General features: G+C 42.4%; 19 protein-coding genes. 12 read left to right on the top strand and 7 right to left on the bottom strand.

The features are described from left to right. Positions 1-59 precede the first annotated feature (59 nt). A complete protein-coding gene (hemH, locus tag QEP08_RS17430) occupies positions 60-1,073 on the top strand; it encodes a ferrochelatase (protein ID WP_285059906.1) in 1,014 nt (337 codons plus the stop codon). Here the strand turns inward: hemH and QEP08_RS17425 are convergent. Then, positions 1,070-2,284, bottom strand: coding sequence for a 3-deoxy-D-manno-octulosonic acid transferase (locus QEP08_RS17425; protein WP_285059905.1), 1,215 nt, complete (start codon positions 2,282-2,284; stop codon positions 1,070-1,072). The genes hemH and QEP08_RS17425 overlap by 4 nt on opposite strands. Before the next feature lie 62 nt (positions 2,285-2,346). Between QEP08_RS17425 and QEP08_RS17420 the strand changes: the two genes are divergently transcribed. The 5 genes from QEP08_RS17420 to rfbB are packed head-to-tail and all read left to right on the top strand — an operon-like array spanning position 2,347 to position 7,299. Then, a complete protein-coding gene (locus QEP08_RS17420; RefSeq protein WP_285059904.1) occupies positions 2,347-3,657 on the top strand; it encodes a UDP-glucose dehydrogenase family protein in 1,311 nt (436 codons plus the stop codon). Further along, complete coding sequence (locus QEP08_RS17415) at positions 3,657-4,646, top strand: UDP-glucuronic acid decarboxylase family protein (protein WP_285059903.1); 990 nt, start codon at positions 3,657-3,659, stop codon at positions 4,644-4,646. The genes QEP08_RS17420 and QEP08_RS17415 overlap by 1 nt, the downstream gene beginning before the upstream one ends. Positions 4,647-4,655: 9 nt before the next feature. After that, positions 4,656-5,678, top strand: coding sequence for a UDP-glucose 4-epimerase GalE (gene galE, locus QEP08_RS17410; RefSeq protein WP_285059902.1), 1,023 nt, complete (start codon positions 4,656-4,658; stop codon positions 5,676-5,678). Continuing rightward, positions 5,679-6,245 (top strand): hypothetical protein, encoded by a 567-nt coding sequence (locus QEP08_RS17405; protein WP_285059901.1) that lies wholly within the window; start codon positions 5,679-5,681, stop codon positions 6,243-6,245. Between the two features lies 1 nt (position 6,246). After that, the gene (gene rfbB / locus QEP08_RS17400) at positions 6,247-7,299 is read left to right on the top strand and encodes a dTDP-glucose 4,6-dehydratase (RefSeq protein ID WP_285059900.1); all 1,053 of its coding nucleotides are present in this window, start codon (positions 6,247-6,249) and stop codon (positions 7,297-7,299) included. Between the two features lie 3 nt (positions 7,300-7,302). Here rfbB and QEP08_RS17395 read toward each other — a convergent pair whose 3' ends face one another. After that, positions 7,303-8,535 carry an ABC transporter permease gene (locus QEP08_RS17395; RefSeq protein ID WP_285059899.1) on the bottom strand — a complete coding sequence of 411 codons (1,233 nt, stop codon included), beginning with the start codon at positions 8,533-8,535 and terminating at the stop codon, positions 7,303-7,305. 91 nt (positions 8,536-8,626) lie between these two features. Further along, a complete protein-coding gene (locus tag QEP08_RS17390; RefSeq protein WP_285059898.1) occupies positions 8,627-8,980 on the bottom strand; it encodes a HesB/IscA family protein in 354 nt (117 codons plus the stop codon). 124 nt (positions 8,981-9,104) lie between these two features. Between QEP08_RS17390 and QEP08_RS17385 the strand changes: the two genes are divergently transcribed. The 3 genes from QEP08_RS17385 to dnaA all read left to right on the top strand — a co-directional run bounded on the left by QEP08_RS17385 (position 9,105) and on the right by dnaA (position 12,811). Then, positions 9,105-9,635 (top strand): DUF7935 family protein, encoded by a 531-nt coding sequence (locus QEP08_RS17385; RefSeq protein WP_285059897.1) that lies wholly within the window; start codon positions 9,105-9,107, stop codon positions 9,633-9,635. Between the two features lie 3 nt (positions 9,636-9,638). Next, on the top strand, positions 9,639-11,186 hold the full coding sequence (locus QEP08_RS17380) for an acyl-CoA mutase large subunit family protein (RefSeq protein ID WP_285059896.1): 1,548 nt from the start codon (positions 9,639-9,641) through the stop codon (positions 11,184-11,186). 194 nt (positions 11,187-11,380) lie between these two features. Continuing rightward, positions 11,381-12,811 (top strand): chromosomal replication initiator protein DnaA, encoded by a 1,431-nt coding sequence (gene dnaA / locus QEP08_RS17375; RefSeq protein ID WP_285059895.1) that lies wholly within the window; start codon positions 11,381-11,383, stop codon positions 12,809-12,811. 70 nt (positions 12,812-12,881) lie between these two features. Here the strand turns inward: dnaA and QEP08_RS17370 are convergent, their stop codons facing one another. From QEP08_RS17370 to QEP08_RS17355, 4 genes are all read right to left on the bottom strand, one after another. After that, entirely contained in the window at positions 12,882-13,433 is a 552-nt protein-coding gene (locus tag QEP08_RS17370; RefSeq protein WP_285059894.1) for an NUDIX hydrolase, read from the bottom strand. Between the two features lie 89 nt (positions 13,434-13,522). After that, positions 13,523-14,290, bottom strand: a complete 768-nt coding sequence (locus QEP08_RS17365) for a TPM domain-containing protein (protein WP_285059892.1) — start codon at positions 14,288-14,290, stop codon at positions 13,523-13,525. After that, positions 14,287-14,736 (bottom strand): TPM domain-containing protein, encoded by a 450-nt coding sequence (locus QEP08_RS17360; protein WP_285059890.1) that lies wholly within the window; start codon positions 14,734-14,736, stop codon positions 14,287-14,289. The genes QEP08_RS17365 and QEP08_RS17360 overlap by 4 nt, the downstream gene beginning before the upstream one ends. Before the next feature lie 9 nt (positions 14,737-14,745). Further along, a complete protein-coding gene (locus QEP08_RS17355) occupies positions 14,746-15,327 on the bottom strand; it encodes a LemA family protein (protein ID WP_285059889.1) in 582 nt (193 codons plus the stop codon). Between the two features lie 182 nt (positions 15,328-15,509). On the opposite strand from QEP08_RS17355, the gene QEP08_RS17350 reads away from it, so the two are divergent. Genes QEP08_RS17350 through QEP08_RS17340 form a run of 3 tightly spaced genes read left to right on the top strand, consistent with a single transcriptional unit; the run spans position 15,510 to position 17,900 of the window. Further along, positions 15,510-17,051, top strand: coding sequence for an NAD(P)/FAD-dependent oxidoreductase (locus QEP08_RS17350; RefSeq protein ID WP_285059888.1), 1,542 nt, complete (start codon positions 15,510-15,512; stop codon positions 17,049-17,051). Positions 17,052-17,081: 30 nt separating this feature from the next. Continuing rightward, positions 17,082-17,537: a DinB family protein gene (locus tag QEP08_RS17345; protein WP_285059887.1), complete on the top strand. Its 456-nt coding sequence runs from the start codon at positions 17,082-17,084 to the stop codon at positions 17,535-17,537. Positions 17,538-17,540: 3 nt separating this feature from the next. Continuing rightward, a complete protein-coding gene (locus QEP08_RS17340) occupies positions 17,541-17,900 on the top strand; it encodes a CoA-binding protein (RefSeq protein ID WP_285059886.1) in 360 nt (119 codons plus the stop codon). The last annotated feature ends 650 nt before the right edge of the window (positions 17,901-18,550 follow it).

Genomic DNA, 18,550 nt, shown 5'->3' with positions numbered 1-18,550 from the left:
AATATTGCTTTTATGCTTAAGGAATCAATGAGATAATAAGTTAATTTCGCGCCGTAACTATGGGAAAAAAGGGTGTATTGCTGGTAAATTTAGGGACTCCGGATAGTCCGGAGGTAGCTGACGTGCGTAAATATCTAGATCAGTTTTTGATGGATGAACGTGTGATAGATGTCAATGCATTTAAACGTGCGCTTCTGGTTAAAGGAATCATTGTTCCTTTCAGAAGCCCGAAAACGTCTAAGCTTTACAAAGAGATCTGGGACGGGAATGGTTCTCCTTTGTTGTACTACAGCAAGATCCAGGCTAACCTGCTGCAGGAAAAACTGGGTGACGAATATCATGTTGAACTTGCAATGCGCTATCAGAATCCTTCTATATTGTCAGCATTGGAGAAGATGAAAGCGGGTCTCGTGGAAAGTATAAAAGTAATACCCATGTTTCCCCAATATGCGTCAGCGAGTACGGGATCAGTTATGCAGAGCGTAATGGAGATCATCAGTAAATGGCCTACTGTGCCCCCCGTATCTTTTGTCAGCTCTTTTCATGATAACGACCTGGTGATTGAGACCTTCGCGAATAATGCGCTAAAATATCAGCCGGATAGCTACGACCATGTATTGTTTAGTTTTCACGGGCTCCCGGAACGTCAGCTTTTGAAATGTGATCATACTGGCCATTATTGTCTGAAGCAAGATAACTGCTGTGAATCGATGAATGACACCAACAAGTTCTGTTATTCTGCGCAGGGCTATGATACAGCCAGACTGATCGCAGCTAAACTCAACATTGCAAGGGAGAATTATACAGTTTGTTTTCAATCGAGACTGGGGAAAGAACCATGGGTACAACCCTATACCACTGATGTGCTAAAGAAACTTGCCGGGGAAGGTAAAAAGAGATTACTGGTGTTTAGCCCTGCTTTTGTTGCTGATTGTCTGGAAACGCTGTATGAAATCACGGTAGAGTATCATGAAGAGTTTAAAGCACTGGGCGGTGAACATGTCCAGCTGGTGGAAAGCCTTAATGATGACCCCAGGTTTATAGATGCGCTGGCGGGGATGGCAGTGGCCTAAAAATACTGCTGTATATAATTTATAATCTGGTCTGTTGATCCTGTTTTAGAGATCACATAGTTTTTCGCGGCACCGCCTGATTGCTTATTTGTGAGGAGTGATTTGAACGCATCGAGAAGCTCATCCTCATTTCTGACACTTACAGCTGCTTCTAGCGAGATCAGGTCCTTTGCCTCCTGGAATTTTTCATATTTTGGTCCGAAAATAACGGGTATGCCAAATGCGGCGGCTTCAAGCGTGTTGTGGATTCCTGCACCAAAGCCTCCTCCTATGTACGCGATGCTTCCATATTGATAAAGTGAAGATAACAAGCCTATGTTGTCGATGATCAATACCTGGCTTTTTTGTTTTGTTTCCTGCAGATCGGAATACTTTATGTTCCCAACCAGTAGCTTCCGAAGGCTGTTGACATGATCCTCGTCGACTTCGTGGGGGGCGACTATGAATTTCCAGTCGGGGCAGGCAGAAATTAATACGGATAAGATTTTTTCATCATCAGGCCAGGTGCTTCCGGCAACAAGAACGGGCGCGGTTCCACAAAATTCTTCAACAAGATCGAATGTCTTCGGTGAAGCGGCATTTTCCGCCACCCGGTCAAATCTGGTATCACCGCTCAGACTGGTATTTTCCAGCTGAATGCTGCTGAGCAATGCCCTGCTTTCTTCATTTTGCAGAAAGAAGTGGTCGACAAAACTTAGTATTTTACGGTTAAATGAGCCATACCACTTGAAATAGACCTGGCCGGCCCTGAATATTCCGGAAATGATAAATAAAGGAGTGCCATTTTTTTTTAATGCTTTAAAATAATGGTACCAGTATTCATATTTGGTGAAGATTGCGATTTCCGGATTTAGAGCAGCTATTAGTTTTTCGGCATTTTCAGCAGTATCCAAAGGCAGGTAGAACACTCCGTCTGCAAGTGGGTAATTCTTCCTGATTTCATAACCGGAAGGAGAGAAGAAAGTAATGGCTATCCGTTTTTGGGGATACAGCACTTTTATTTTCTCCAATACAGTCCTGCCTTGTTCAAATTCCCCAAGGGATGCAAAATGAAACCAGATGTGCTTTTGCGATGGGTCAACGGCAAGCGTTATTTTTTTGAAGATATTTTTTCTGCCCTCTATAAAAAGTGAAGCTTTTGTGCTGAAAGGAGAAAGCAGGTAAATAATGAGTCCATAAAGTTGAATCCCTATATTATAAAGCCAAAGCATTTTGTTGTTTATTTGTTATCTTAGCCGAAGATACCTCAATAAAGTTAAATCGAAATTAATATATGAAAATAGCTGTAATAGGAACAGGTTATGTGGGTCTTGTAACAGGGACTTGTTTAGCTGAAACCGGGAACAATGTAATCTGTGTTGACGTAAATGCTGCCAAAGTACAAAAAATGCAGGCAGGTGAAATACCAATCTATGAACCGGGTCTGGATGTTTTGTTTCACAGGAATATTGCCCAGCGCAGACTTACTTTTACTACAGACCTGGCAGCGGGTATTAAAGATGCCCAGATCATATTCATGGCGTTGCCAACCCCTCCTGGCGGAGATGGGGCTGCAGATCTTTCCTATATTCTGGGGGCAGCAAAAGACATTTCCAAACTGGTTACCGAATACAAAGTTATTGTAAATAAATCAACCGTTCCGGTGGGAACGGCTGATAAGGTACAGGCTGTTTTTAAAGAACACACCTCAGTAGAGATCGATGTGGTTTCTAATCCTGAGTTTCTGCGTGAAGGTGTCGCTGTAGATGATTTTATGAAACCTGACCGTGTGGTGATCGGAACGACCAGTGAAAAGGCCAAAAAACTGATGGCAGAATTATATGGTCCTTATGTACGGCAGGGCAATCCTATTTTGTTTATGGACGAACGCTCTTCTGAGCTTACTAAATATGCTGCAAATTCATTTCTGGCGACAAAGATCACTTTTATGAATGAGGTGGCCAATCTTTGTGAAATTGTCGGCGCCGATGTGGATGCCGTCAGAAAAGGGATTGGATCAGATGATCGTATAGGTAAGCGTTTTCTGTTCCCGGGAATAGGTTATGGCGGAAGCTGTTTCCCTAAGGATGTGCAGGCTCTGGCTAAATCTGCAGATGAGCACGATTATGATTTTCAAATCCTGAAAGCGGTCATGAAGGTAAATGAAAAACAAAAAACTGTTTTGGTGGAGAAACTTTTGAAGTACTATAAAGGTGATCTGAAAGGTAAGCACTTTGCGTTGTGGGGGCTGGCTTTCAAACCTGAGACTGATGACATCCGCGAAGCTCCTGCATTGTACATCATCGAGGATCTGTTGAAGCATGGTGCTACGGTAAGTACTTTCGATCCTGAAGGAATTGCCAATGTAAAGGCTTTGATAGGTGATAAAATTCAATACGCGGAAGACCAGTACGCTGCTTTGAAAGGAGCTGATGCCTTACTGATTGCTACGGAATGGTCGGTTTTCAGAAACCCTGATTTTGACAGAATGGAAGAAACTTTGACCAATAAGGTGATTTTTGACGGACGTAATCTTTATGACCTTCAAAAAATGATCGATCTTGGATATTATTACAATAGTGTTGGACGTAAGCTGATAGATTAATGGGACGTAAAAGAGTTTTAATAACAGGTGCTGCAGGTTTTCTGGGATCTCATTTATGTGACCGGTTTATCAAAGAGGGTTATCATGTAATTGGTATGGACAACCTGATCACGGGTGACCTGCAAAATATTGAACATTTGTTTGGCCTGGAGAATTTTGAGTTTTCTCATCATGACGTTTCAAAATTTGTTTATGTATCCGGGAAGCTGGATTATATCCTGCATTTTGCATCCCCGGCCAGTCCGATAGATTATTTAAAAATTCCCATCCAGACATTGAAAGTGGGCTCATTAGGCACCCATAATCTTTTGGGACTGGCGAAAAATAAAAACGCCCGCATGCTGATCGCTTCAACATCTGAGGTATACGGAGACCCGAGTGTCAATCCTCAGCCGGAAGAATACTGGGGAAATGTGAATCCGGTTGGCCCGAGAGGGGTATATGACGAAGCAAAGCGCTTTCAGGAAGCGATGACGATGGCTTACCATACTTTTCACGGACTAGAGACAAGGATAGTCCGGATTTTCAATACTTATGGACCAAGAATGCGCCTGAATGACGGAAGGGTACTCCCTGCTTTTATTGGTCAGGCACTTCGCGGCGAAGACCTGACAGTATTTGGGGACGGGTCTCAGACCAGGTCTTTTTGTTATGTAGATGATTTAATTGAAGGTATTTACAGATTACTGCTGAGTGATTATGCACAGCCGGTTAATATTGGAAATCCTGATGAGATTACAATTAAACAGTTTGGCGAGGAGATCATTAAACTAACAGGTACCACCCAGAAACTGGTATTGCGGGATTTACCTGTTGATGACCCCAAACAGCGCAGGCCTGACATTACAAAGGCAAGGTCTATTCTTGGCTGGGAACCAAAAATAAGCAGGGCGGAAGGACTTAAGATAACTTACGAGTATTTTAAGTCGTTGCCGAAAGAAGCATTAGTAAATAAAGAACATAAAGATTTTACAACCTATAATCGTTAATTAAGAAGAATGTCGAAAATATTAGTGACTGGCGGGACCGGCTTTATTGGTTCACATACAGTGGTAGAATTATACAATGCAGGCTATGAAGTAATCATTATTGATGACCTGTCCAATTCCAATCCAAAAATACTCGATCAAATTGAAGCTATTATCGGAGTAAAACCAGAATTTGTTGAACTTGACCTGTGCGATGAGGCTAAAATTAATGAATTTGCTGATAAACATAAGGATATATCAGGAGTGATTCACTTTGCAGCATTCAAAGCAGTAGGAGAATCGGTTCAACAGCCTTTGAAATATTATAGAAATAATTTCTATTCACTGATCAATTTGATCAATGCTTTTAATAGCTCCTTAAAATTGGTTTTCTCTTCCTCATGTACCGTTTATGGTCAGCCAGATGTACTGCCTGTAACTGAAGAGGCACCAACAAAAAAGGCGGAGTCACCTTATGGAAATACCAAGCAGATCGCTGAAGAAATTCTACAGGAAACCTGTGCCGTTACACCTTCTCTAAAGGTTACTTCCCTTCGTTATTTTAATCCTGTGGGGGCACATCATACTTCGTTGATCGGTGAATTGCCGATCGGCGTTCCTCAAAATCTGGTTCCTTTTATCACCCAGTCAGCCATAGGCAAACGTGGTCCCATTACTGTTTATGGCAATGATTATAATACCCCTGACGGAAGTGCCATCAGAGATTACATTCATGTTGTTGACCTGGCAAAGGCGCATGTTGCTGCCATTAAAAGACTGGAGAGTGATAAAGCTGAATCCAATTATGAAGTTTTCAACCTGGGGACAGGTAAAGGGTCAACCGTATTAGAGGTCATTGATGCTTTTGAAAAATCAACCGGTGAAAAATTGAATTATACGATCGGCCCGAGAAGAGCCGGAGACATTGAGCAGGTATGGGGAGATGTCACCAAGTCAACAGAAGTACTGGGCTGGAAGGCGGAACTTGGGTTAGAAGAAATGATGTCTTCTGCATGGAAATGGGAGAAATATTTAAAGGAAAATCCATTCTAGATGCTGTTAAGTGAGCATAAGGATCTTAAACTGGCGATCAGGTCTCTTCCTGAAAAGGAAAAAGATAAACTTTTGCTCAGGCTCATTGCTAAAGATAAAGTTTTAACCGAGCATCTTCATTTTAAATTGCTGGAAGACGAACAAGATCTTGCTGATCGGCATGAGGCATTAATAACGCTGATTGACACTGGTATGATCGAGCTTTTAAACAGTAGAAAATTGACATCCAAAGATACCCTTGCAAAGATGAGAGGGTTTTTGGGGCAGATCAATCACCATTTTAAAGTGACTAAAGATATCAGTTCAGATATCGAATTAAGACTACACTTGCTTGCACTGATTCCTATGGCATTTAACGAAAGTATTTTTTCTCCTTTATATAAGTTTAATGAAAAGTTAATGGTTTATTTTGTTAAATCAACGCAGAGTGTTTTGAATAAATACTATAGAATGCATGAAGACCTTCAATTCGATCTCAGGGAACAGCTAAATGACATTTTAAATAAAATATACACCAATAAGTCTGAGGCTGTGGCCCGGGAACTTGGTTTGCCAAAAGAATTATAGCATGAAAAAAATATTAATAACAGGAGGTGCAGGTTTCATAGGTTCTCATGTAGTGAGAAGGTTTGTAAATAAGTATCCGGATTACCAGATTATGAACCTGGATAAGCTGACCTATGCGGGAAATTTAGCAAACCTGACGGATATAGAAGATAAGCCGAATTACAGTTTTGTCAAAGCGGACATTACTGATGCATTTGAAATAAATAAGCTTTTCCAAAAAGAAAAATTTGATGCAGTCATTCATCTGGCGGCAGAATCTCATGTGGACCGTTCGATAACTGATCCTACGGCGTTTGTGATGACCAATGTGATCGGGACTGTTAACCTGTTGAATGCGGCCAGGGAATGTTGGAAAGGAAGCTACACAAACAAACGTTTTTATCATGTTTCTACAGATGAGGTCTATGGGGCACTAGGAGATACGGGTATGTTTACCGAAACTACCGCCTATGATCCGCATAGCCCGTATTCGGCATCGAAAGCTTCCTCGGACCACTTTGTAAGGGCCTACCATGATACTTATGGACTGGATGTGGTGATCTCCAACTGTTCGAACAATTACGGGTCGCATCATTTTCCTGAAAAGCTGATCCCTCTGGCAATCAATAACATTAAAAACAACCAGCCTGTGCCGGTATATGGAAAAGGGGAGAATGTAAGGGACTGGCTATGGGTAGAAGACCATGCAAGGGCGATAGATGTTATTTTTCATGGGGCGAAAACAGGGGAGACCTATAATATAGGCGGGCACAACGAATGGAAAAACATTGACCTGATCCATTTACTGTGCAGGATTATGGATGAAAAATTGGGCAGGGCGTCAGGTGAATCGGCGAAACTGATCACCTTTGTAACTGACAGGGCAGGGCATGACCTTCGCTATGCGATCGATTCAACGAAATTGCAAAAGGAACTGGACTGGGTACCGAGCCTGCAATTTGAAGAAGGGCTGGCCAAAACAGTGGACTGGTACCTGGAGAACGAAGAATGGCTGAGTAATGTCACCTCAGGAAACTACCAGGCTTATTATGAAACTCAATATCACGGGAAATAAAGATTATTCATATCTTAATGCTTCTACCGGGTCAAGCTTAGACGCTTTTTTTGCGGGATAATATCCTGAGCCGATTCCTACAAGTACACAAAGCGCAAAGCCACCCATGATCCATTCCCAGGGAACGAGGAACGAGCCGCCCATTGAAAAAGAGATCAGGTTTCCTATAGCGATCCCTAAAAATATACCAAAGGCACCACCAATAAGGCAGATCATTACTGCTTCGATTAGAAATTGCTTTCGGATCACAGCAGGGTTGGCCCCGATTGCTTTTCGTATACCTATTTCCCTGGTTCTCTCCGTTACCGATACCAGCATGATATTCATCAGGCCGATTGATGCGCCGATCAGTGTGATAGCGCCAATGGCTATGCCTCCTATCACAATATAGCTCAATTGCTCAAACAAGGTCTGCGCAATTGCATCACTTTTGGTGATCTCAAAATTATTTGGTTCAGTGATCTTCACTTTTCTGATATTTCTAAATTCAGCGGTAGCTTCTCCGATCACATTGTCCATTTGTTCGTTATTTGGCACTGCTACCGTTATCGTATATGACGGATTTGAGTTGGAATTGATCAATTTGGCTTTTAGTAACGGAACAAACACAGTTCTATCTCCGCTAAAGCCCATACTCTGACCTTTGGTTACAAGTACACCTATAACTTTTAATCTGTTATTGCCTACATTGATGACCTTATCAAGCGGGTCTTGGTTTTTGAAAAGCTTGTCTTTGATTTCGCTGCCTATGATACATAGGTTGTTTCCTGAAAATGCTTCTTTCTGGCTAAAATTTCTTCCTAAAGCCAAATCAAGGCCTTGAGAATTTAAACCGTTTTCATCAATACCCTGAATGTTGACGTTGGGGTTTGTTTTTTCTATTCCATATTTGGCCGTTGATCCTCCGCTGGCAAATACACTTATTGCCACATTTGCGGGGGCATTCAATCTTTCTTTAAAACTGGTGGCATCCTCATATTTAATTGACCGGAATGGTTTTGGCCTTTTTCCTCCGCCACCTATTCTGATCCCTGTTCCCCTGTTTCTTATCGTAAAAGAATTGGCGCCCATACTTGAAAACGCTTCGGTCATGCTGGTTTTCACTGCGTCCAGCGTAGTCAAAATACCTACTAACGCAGATAACCCGATAGCAATGATCAACGCCGTAAGCAAAGTACGCAGCCGGTTACTTTTTATAGATTGAATTGCTAGTCTTACGTTTTCGGTATAGGTCATTATATAGAAATAAAATTCTTTAAGGGATAAAATTAAAAAGTCCCGCTGTTAAGACAACGAGACCACCTATAATGTTACAATTAAAATCTGTCTAAACAGAAAAGCTTGTCCCGCAACCGCAAGTACTGTTCGCATTGGGGTTGCTGAAAGTAAAACCTCTTGAATTTAGTCCATCCTGCCAGTCTACCTGCATTCCCAGCAGGTACATTTGGTGCGCCTTGTGCATAAAAACTTTAATGCCGTCAATTATGAATTCCTGATCGCCGTCTTTTTTTTGATCAAAACCAAGTACGTAGGTCATCCCTGAGCAGCCTCCCCCTTCAACTCCAACACGTAATCCGAAATCCTCAGAAATCTCCTGCTGGTCCTTCAATTTAAAAAGCTCTTTAACTGCTCCTTCTGTAAAAGTAACCGGTGCAAATGCTGTATCCACTGTAGTACTCATATTGTTTAATATTATATTCCGTATCGTAGCCTGTTAAAAAATTGTTTTATCATGTAAAGATAAATAAAATGCAGACTTTTGCTGGGATAAAAGACTAATTATTACCGTATTCAAACAAAGCTGAATGGACATAAATAAACTGATATTGGATATTGCAGGACTTGCCGGTGGCGGTGTGATCATTGTGACAGCCGGATATTTCCTGGTCAGACCCGACATACATAGATACTTAAGGTTGAAGTCGGCAGAAGTAAAAAAAGAAGAGCGGCCTCAATTGCTGATGTTAAGATTACAGGCGCATGAAAGACTGATCCTTTTTATAGAGCGCATTAATCCAACCAATTTATTGATAAGATTGCACTACCAGGGCATTTCATTAGCCGATATGCAATCTATACTGCTTAATGAAATCAGGTTCGAATACCAGCATAATGTAGCACAACAGCTGTATGTGAGTCCGCTGATATGGGATGTCGTGAGTAAGCTAAAAGAAGATACTCTGGCGATGATCAACAATGCGGTGAGAAATCTTCCTGCTGATGCGGAAGGCGTAGACCTGAGTAAGAAAATTTTACAGCATATGGCAGCTTCAGCTGAAAACCCTTATGATCTGACCCTGACGCTAATAAAAAAAGATATTCAAGAACTGTTTTAAGTCATGGAAGAAAAAAAGATTGTGACTAGCTCCGGTATAGAGATTAAAGAAATTTATCTTTCTGCACCACCATTAACGGAAGCCCCCGGCGAATTTCCATTCACCAGAGGTATCCAAAAAGATATGTACAGGGGCCGGCTGTGGACGATGCGGCAGTATGCCGGTTTTTCAACAGCCGAAGAATCAAACAAGCGTTACCATTACTTATTGGCGCAGGGGACGATGGGTCTTTCAGTCGCTTTTGATCTGCCTACTCAAATCGGCTATGACTCTGATCATGAGATGGCGGAAGGAGAAGTGGGAAAAGTAGGTGTGGCAATTGATTCGCTTAAAGATATGGAAATGCTTTTTGACGGGATTGAGCTCCAGAAAATTACGACATCAATGACCATCAATGCTACAGCGTCTATTTTACTGGCAATGTACATCGCACTGGCCAAAAAGCAGGGAGCGGACATCAGGCAGATCTCCGGAACCATACAAAACGATATATTGAAGGAGTACGCCGCCAGAGGTACTTATATTTATCCGCCAAAGCCTTCAATGAGGATCATTACTGATATTTTTGAATATTGCAGCAGAGAGGTGCCGAGGTGGAATACCATTTCTATTTCAGGATACCACATTAGAGAGGCAGGGTCAACCGCAGTGCAGGAACTTGCATTTACACTTGCCAATGGGAAGGCATATTTAATGGCAGCTCTTGAAAAAGGGTTGGACATTAATATTTTCGCGAGGCGGCTGTCCTTCTTTTTTAACTGCCACAACAATTTCTTTGAAGAAATAGCAAAATTCAGAGCCGCCCGGAGAATGTGGGCCAAAATAACCAGGGGACTGGGGGCCACAGATGAAAAAGCACAAATGCTAAGATTCCATACGCAGACCGGCGGTTCCACACTTACTGCACAGCAGCCGCTTAATAACGTAATCAGAGTAACTAATCAGGCCATGGCAGCAGTATTGGGGGGGACACAGTCGCTCCATACCAACGGGTATGATGAAGCTTTATCCCTACCTACAGAAGCAGCAGCAAAGATCGCCTTGAGGACCCAGCAGGTGATTGCATTTGAAAGCGGGGTAACTGATACAGTAGACCCTTTGGCAGGCTCTTTTTTTGTGGAGACCCTGACCGATGAGATAGAAGCTGCGGCGCAGTTGTTTATAGATAAAATTGATGCAATGGGCGGTTCAGTCAATGCCATTGAACAGGGCTATATACAAAATGAAATAGCGGATGCCGCCTATCGTCATCAGCTGGAAGTAGAAGAGGGAAGCAGGGTCATAGTAGGCGTTAATAAGTTTATCCAGAAGACGGAGGCCATCAATGATGGTTTCGCTATTGATGAATCAATCCGCACGGTACAGACTATAAAGCTGAATACGCTTAAAGCTGAGCGGGACAATGAGGCTGTGTCAGTTGCATTGGATAATCTTAAGGAAGCTGCGAAAGGAACAGCCAATCTGATGCCTTTTATACTCGCTGCAGTAGAGGCTTATGCGACCCTCGGAGAAGTAGCTGATGCAATGCGTAGTGTTTTCGGAGAATATTAAAAAGTATGTTAATAAATAGTTATCAACACAAAAAATTCAGGTTAAGCGGGGTATGCGACTGCTGTCTAAGTACTTACCAAATAAATGAAAATTAAGTTTTTTTTGTTGATAATTTTTTGAATATTCGATCTCTCGAAACAGCAGTTTTTTTATGCTCGTATCGTCACTGTAAACCAACAAATTATAGAATAACTATGGAAAAAACTTGTACAGAAGTATGGAAAAACTGTCTCCAAATTATAAAGGATAACATTCCGACCCAAAGTTTCAAAACTTGGTTCGAACCTATATCCGCACTAAAATTGGAAGGCAAAGTTTTGACTATACAGGTACCAAGCTTATTCTTCTATGAATGGTTGGAAGAGCATTATGTTGGCCTGTTGCGTAAGACAGTAAAGAAACAATTGGGAGACGAAGGAAGATTGGAGTATAACATTGTTGTGGATAAATCTTCTAACACAGGTTCTCCTTATACGACCAATATGCCGAGTAATGGAAACGGGGCAGAAGCCAAGATACAATCTATGCCGATTCCTGTTTCGATAAACAAGGACATTAAGAACCCGTTTATCATTCCGGGTTTAAAAAAGCTTAACGTAGACCCCCAGTTAAATTCAAACTATACCTTTGAAAATTACATAGAAGGAGATTGCAACCGTCTTGCACGTTCAGCAGGTTATGCGGTGGCCGCAAAGCCGGGAGGTACCTCCTTTAACCCTCTGATGATCTACGGCGGCGTAGGGTTGGGTAAGACCCATCTCGCCCAGGCAATTGGTAACGAGATTAAACGCAATATGCCTGATAAGCTGGTGATCTATGTGTCCTGCGAAAAATTTTGTCAACAGTTTGTAGATTCACTGAAGAATAACACGATTAACGATTTCGTTAACTTCTATCAGGCGATGGACGTGATCATCATGGATGATGTGCACAATTTTGCCGGTAAGGAGAAAACACAGGACATTTTCTTTCATATTTTCAACCACCTGCACCAGTCGGGCAAACAGGTCATCCTTTCGTCTGATAAAGCGCCGAAAGACCTTGCCGGATTAGAAGAAAGGCTATTGAGCCGTTTCAAATGGGGGTTGTCTGCAGATCTCCAGATTCCTGATCTGGAAACCAGGATCGCCATCCTGAAAAAGAAGATGTATGCAGATGGCATAGAGCTTCCCGCCGAGGTGATAGAATATGTAGCGCATAATATTGATAACAATGTAAGGGAGCTCGAGGGGGCAATGGTGTCCTTGCTGGCCCAGTCCACGCTCAACAAGAAAGACATTGACCTTGCTCTTGCCAAGCAGATGCTGAAGAACTTTATTAAGAATACATCCAAGGAAATCTCAATGGAATACATCCAAAAATTGGTATGTGAGTATTTTGAGGTTCCGGTCGATATGGTGAAGTCTCAGACACGCAAGCGCGAGATTGTTCAGGCACGCCAAATTTCAATGTATCTTTCAAAAAGTCATACCAAATCTTCATTGAAAACTATAGGTGCCTTCTTTGGGGGGAGGGATCACTCTACGGTGATATATGCATGCCAGACAGTCGAAGACCTGATCGATACGGACAAAAAGTTTAAAGGTTATGTGCACGATATACAAAAGAAATTAAAAATGAGCTAATGTTATTCATTGCTCAAATAGAAAAGCCGCCGATTAAGAAATCGGCGGCTTTTCTATTTGCTGTCATCTTTTATACAAGTGCGCCGAGCTCCATTAATCCATAAAACAAAGCTGTAGCATGCAGTGCCTGGGCGATTTTATTATCTTTCAAAAGTTGCTTTACTTCTTCAACTGTATACTCTTCGACATTAAGGATCTCATGCTCATCCAAATGCTGCTGATGCGTTTTTATCCCTCCTGTAAGTAAATAGGTATAAGTCACGTTATTTGCAGTAGCTGGATTGGGATAGGTCGTAGCAATCAACTGAGTGCCACTGAAAGAATAGCCGGTTTCTTCAAGCAACTCTCTTTTTATAGCCAGCTCAGGTGCTTCATCTCCATCTATCACCCCTCCCGGAACTTCAAGAGAAATGATGTTGCCTCCATGACGGTATTGTCTCACCAGAATAACTTTATTTTCGGCAGTTAACGCAACAGCGTTCACCCAATTCGGATATTCGAGTACATAATAATCATCTTTTATCGTTCCATTCAGTAAATCGCAGGTGTCGACACGCAGGGTAGCCCATTTTTCTCTCACCAGGTATCTCGATGAGAGCTTCTTCCATTTTAGAATTTCCATTTTAGGTATTAAGATATTGAAGGACGTTTTTCCGACGATCCAGATTAGTCATGTTAACAATGTGATATTTGCCTGCCAATAGCTGCTAATTACCAGCTCCCGCTACTGCCCCCACCGCCGAAGCTGCCTCCGCCAAAACCACCAAAACCGCCGCCGCCGCTGGAACCTCCTCCTCCCCAGCCACCGCCGGAACTTCTTCCTCCCCCAAGCAACATGCTCCAAAATAGTGCGTCAGCAACACCACGGCCACCAATTACCTGGCTGCCGCCGCCGCCTCCGCCACCTTTTTTGACAATGATGATGATCACCACGATGATTAAGAGAATGATGAATATTGAGGGAATACCACCCCCTCCTTTGGCTTTTGGCTTGTCATTTTTATATTCTCCTTTGGTATATTTAATGATAGCATCAGTTCCTGATTCCAGGCCCGCATAATAATCACCGGACTTAAAGTAAGGCTTGATGTCATTTTCAATAATACGTTTGGCATAAATGTCCGGTAAAACACCTTCAAGACCATAACCGGTCTGAATGGAGATCTTTCTGTCGCCCAGGGCTACCAGAATCATAATTCCATTATTCTTGCCCGCACTTCCTACACCCCACTTTCTGCCCAGTTCCAGCGCGTATTCATTGACATCGTAATCGCCGACGGATTTTACGATGGCTACGGCAATTTGGGTAGAAGTAGAATCGTCAAAAGCAACTAATTTTTGCTCCAATTGCTGAATCTGAGCGGATGACAATGTCCCGGTATAGTCATTAACCAGTTTGTTTGGCTTTGCAGGAAAATCCTGGGCGGAGCTAAACAATGACACAAAACTTAAAAACAGGGCTGCTATTAGCTTTTTCATGCCTTGCTACTTTTGTTTTGATCCATAAAAACAATGTCATTCGGCAACTCATTGACGTCGTCATTTTGCGAAGGGAAAAAGAGCGCTAATTTTTCTCCTGCCAGAACGATACCGGCTATAATTCCCTGGGCCAGATTTCCTGCAGCAAAATGTGCCTGCATGGCAACTTTAGTCGTTTCCCAAAAATCGGGAGGAACCACTTTATTGATGCCCCGGTCCCCTATTATAGCAAATTTATGGTCAGCGTGAGCCATATAGATTAATACACCATTATGCCGGGATGTTTTATCCATTCCCAGTTTTGCAAAGTAACTGGTGGCTCTTTCAAATACATCGCCTTCACAATGCTCCTCTAATGCAATTCTGATTTCCCCTGAAGTGGCCTTTTCCGCACTCGATATGGCATTTGAAATCTCTTCCTGTTCTTGTTCCGTGAATAATCCCATGAGGTTGTATTAAAATTCTACTTTAGGTGCGTTTTGGGCACCAGCATCCGCTTTAAATGCCGCTTTCTGACTAAAGCCAAATATTCCGGCAGTAATATTATTTGGGAATGACCTCACCTTGACATTGTAGGTCTGTACGGATTCGTTAAAATCTTTTCTGGCTACAGTTATGCGGTTTTCAGTACCTTCTAACTGGGCTGAGAGTTCGCTGAACTGCTGTGTGGCCTTAAGTTCCGGGTAATTTTCAGTGAGCACCATTAATTTTCCTAAAGCCTGGCTAAGCTGACCTTGGGCTGCCTGATATTTTTGCATATTTTCTTCAGTCAGTTTGTCTGGATCAATGGTGATCTGGCTTGCTTTGGCCCTTGCCTCAATAACCTGGGTCAAAGTTCCCTGCTCAAACTTCGCAGCACCTTTAACAGTACTTACCAGATTGGGGATAAGGTCAGAACGGCGCTGATATTGTGTTTCTACCTGAGCCCATTTTGTTTTTACATCTTCATCGAGTTTAACAAGGCTATTGTAACCACAACCGCTAATGGCAACTAATAGAACTAAAACCGCTACTATTGCTAATACTACTTTTTTCATGTTGTTTCTGTTTGTTTTTTAATTGTCATGAAGCTTGCTACGCAGGTTTCATGTTGTTTTTCTTTTTGTTTATTACCTCAAATGTAATTGTATGAGGGATTTGTTTTTGCACTGGTTAATTTACACATTAGAACTCAACTTTCGTACCTTTGTTACAGTTCGGGATAAAAACCTGACAGTTTATGCAAAAAGATATAGAGATCACACTTGCCCCGGAAGAGTTAGGACAAGATGGCATTATTAGAAAAGCTTTATCAATCGCTTTAGGGGCGGATCAATCTGCCATTAAGGGGTATCAGATATTAAAAAGGTCGATTGATGCACGCTCCCGAAGAGTACTGTATAGATTGCAGGTAAAGGTATTTATCAATGAGACTTTTGTGGCAGAACATTATACAGTCAGCTATCAAAATGTCAGTAATGCAAAACATGTACTGATTATAGGGGCGGGCCCGGCAGGTTTGTTCGCAGCACTCCAATGCATTGAAAATGGATTGAAACCCATCGTACTGGAACGGGGGAAAGATGTAAAGCAGCGCAGGAGAGATCTGGCAGCAATAAATAAAGAGGGAATAGTAAATACAGAATCTAATTATTGTTATGGTGAGGGTGGCGCGGGAACTTATTCCGATGGTAAGCTATATACCCGGTCTAACAAGCGCGGAGACATCAATAAAGTGCTCCAGACCTTTGTACAGCATGGTGCCACAACGGACATTCTTATAGATGCACGCCCCCATATTGGAACAAACAAGCTTCCGAATATCATCACGGCCATTAGAGAAACAATAGAGAATGCCGGCGGAGAGGTGCATTTCGGTCGAAAGGTAACAGATATTCTGGTCGAATTTGGTAAAATAAAAGGGGTGATAACCAATCATGACGAAAAATTACCTGCTGAAGCGATTATCTTAGCCACTGGCCATTCCGCCCGGGATATCTACGAATTGCTGCATAAAAAAAACATCCTTGTCGAAGCTAAGCCATTTGCTTTGGGGGTCAGGATCGAGCATCCGCAAGCTATTATTGATGCGGCTCAATACCACTGCGACATCAGAAGTGAGTTTTTGCCGCCTGCCTATTATAGTTTAGTAGAGCAGGTGGGGGCAAGGGGAGTCTTCTCATTTTGCATGTGCCCCGGAGGGATAATAGCGCCATGCGCTACTCATGACCATGAAATTGTGGTCAATGGCTGGTCGCCTTCAAAAAGAAATAACCCTTATGCCAATTCAGGAACTGTAGTGCAGATTACTCTTGATGACGTGAAGGGCGATGATCCTTTGCGTATGATGCATTTTCAAGCTGAAATAGAGCGGACTGCTTTTAAGCTTGGTGGCGGCGATCTTGTGGCGCCGGCCCAGCGGATGGTTGATTTTGTTGAAGGCAAAGTATCCCCGGACCTTCCAAAAAATTCGTATTTGCCTGGTACCAGGAGTGTGATGCTAAGGGACACCTTGCCGGATTTTGTAGCCTCCAGCTTAAAGAACGCGTTGCCTCTGTTTGGAAAGAAGATGAAAGGTTACTTTACTAATGAAGCGATATTGGTCGGCGTAGAAAGCAGGAGCTCGTCCCCGGTGCGGATACCAAGGGACCGGGAAACTCTTCAGCATCCTCAGGTAGCGGGCTTATTTCCATGTGCAGAGGGTGCAGGCTATGCCGGTGGAATCGTATCTGCGGCTATAGACGGCGTAAATTGTGCCAATGCGGTGATGAAGTATTATTAAACAGATTTGGTAGTCGTTTGTTAGTTAGTTATGATTGATTTTGCAAGTGAACTTAGGAAAGCCTACAGTGGAGATGCCTGGCATGGCAATAACCTGTCGGCGATAATTTCGTCTGTAAAAGACAGGCAGGTTTTTAAAAGGTCCATCCCCAGTGCACATACTATAGCGGAATTGGTGCTTCACCTGACTTCCTGGACGGAAGAAGTGATTTCCAGGTTAATGGGAAATGTGGCCAAAGAACCTGAAAATGGGGACTGGCCTGAAGTAAGTGAAGAAACGCCTGCCTCCTGGGATGTAATCTTGCGTGACTTTCATATTGCCAATGAAAAATTAGTCAACCTGGCCCTGATGATGACCGGTGATCAATGGCTGGAACATGTCCGTCATATAGAAGGTCCCCGTCTGACTAAATGGGAATTATTAAATGGATTGATTCAACATCATGCCTACCATGGTGGGCAAATTGCTTTATTGCTTAAATTCTAGACCGTGAAAAAGACATTAATTATTGGTGCAACGACAAATCCTGCGAGATACGCCTACCTGGCGGCACAAATGCTTACCTCAAAAGGGCATAAGATTGTCAATGTCGGCATAAAAAAAGGAACAGTATTCGGTGTAGAAATAGAAGAGCAGGGCGAGATCCACAAGGACATCGATACCATTACATTATATATCGGTCCGCATTTACAAAGTGGTTATTATGATTATATATTGCAAACGAATCCTAAAAGAGTTGTTTTCAATCCAGGTACTGAAAACAGGGAACTCGAATCCTTGTTAGAACAACATGGTATTGAGTCGGTAAGGGCATGCACATTAGTGCTCCTGTCGACCGGGCAATACTAAATTTGGATATTTTCTGAGGCTTTTTATTGATGGATGTCTGGTCGGGCTTCCCTCATGTATAGGGCGGCTGGGATTGCCTTTGTATTCCTGTATTTTTTATTCACGACAGGACCGATCATGCCTCGCAAAAATTTGCCGTCAGGTTTTGCCATTTTATAACTTTATGAGTTGTTATGCTGAGCAATACCTTTAAAACTGTTCCGGTACTGTAGCATAACAGTTCATATACAATATACAAATATTTAATGTACAGTCCATGTTTTTTCATAAAAACGTGGACTATACATGGACTATAGGTGGACTATAGTACAACCGTATCTTGTCCGTGTCTTATCCGTATATAGCCCTAAAGGGCTGCCGTGTGCCATGTCAGATCATTAAGCTCAGGCACAACTGGTGAGCAGTGATTGAGTAGTTGATTTTTTCTATTTGTGTATCAGGGTATTTAGGTTTAAAGTTGGAATAAAAGTTAGGATTAGTTTGTTGGGGTTGATATTTTTTCTACTTTTGCAACCCGGTTCGGAGGAAGGGAAAAGGGTTTTGGATATAGGAGGGGAGTTGATTGAGAGGATGTAGGGATTTGATTTGTCTTTTTTGGTTTAGGTGTCAGGTTGCCTTTGGGCGCATGATGTTAGCAGAGAAAGAGAAGA

It is taken from the genome of Pedobacter ginsengisoli (assembly GCF_030244015.1).
Lineage (GTDB): Bacteria > Bacteroidota > Bacteroidia > Sphingobacteriales > Sphingobacteriaceae > Pedobacter > Pedobacter ginsengisoli.
This window is presented reverse-complemented; position numbering and strand designations above follow the sequence as displayed.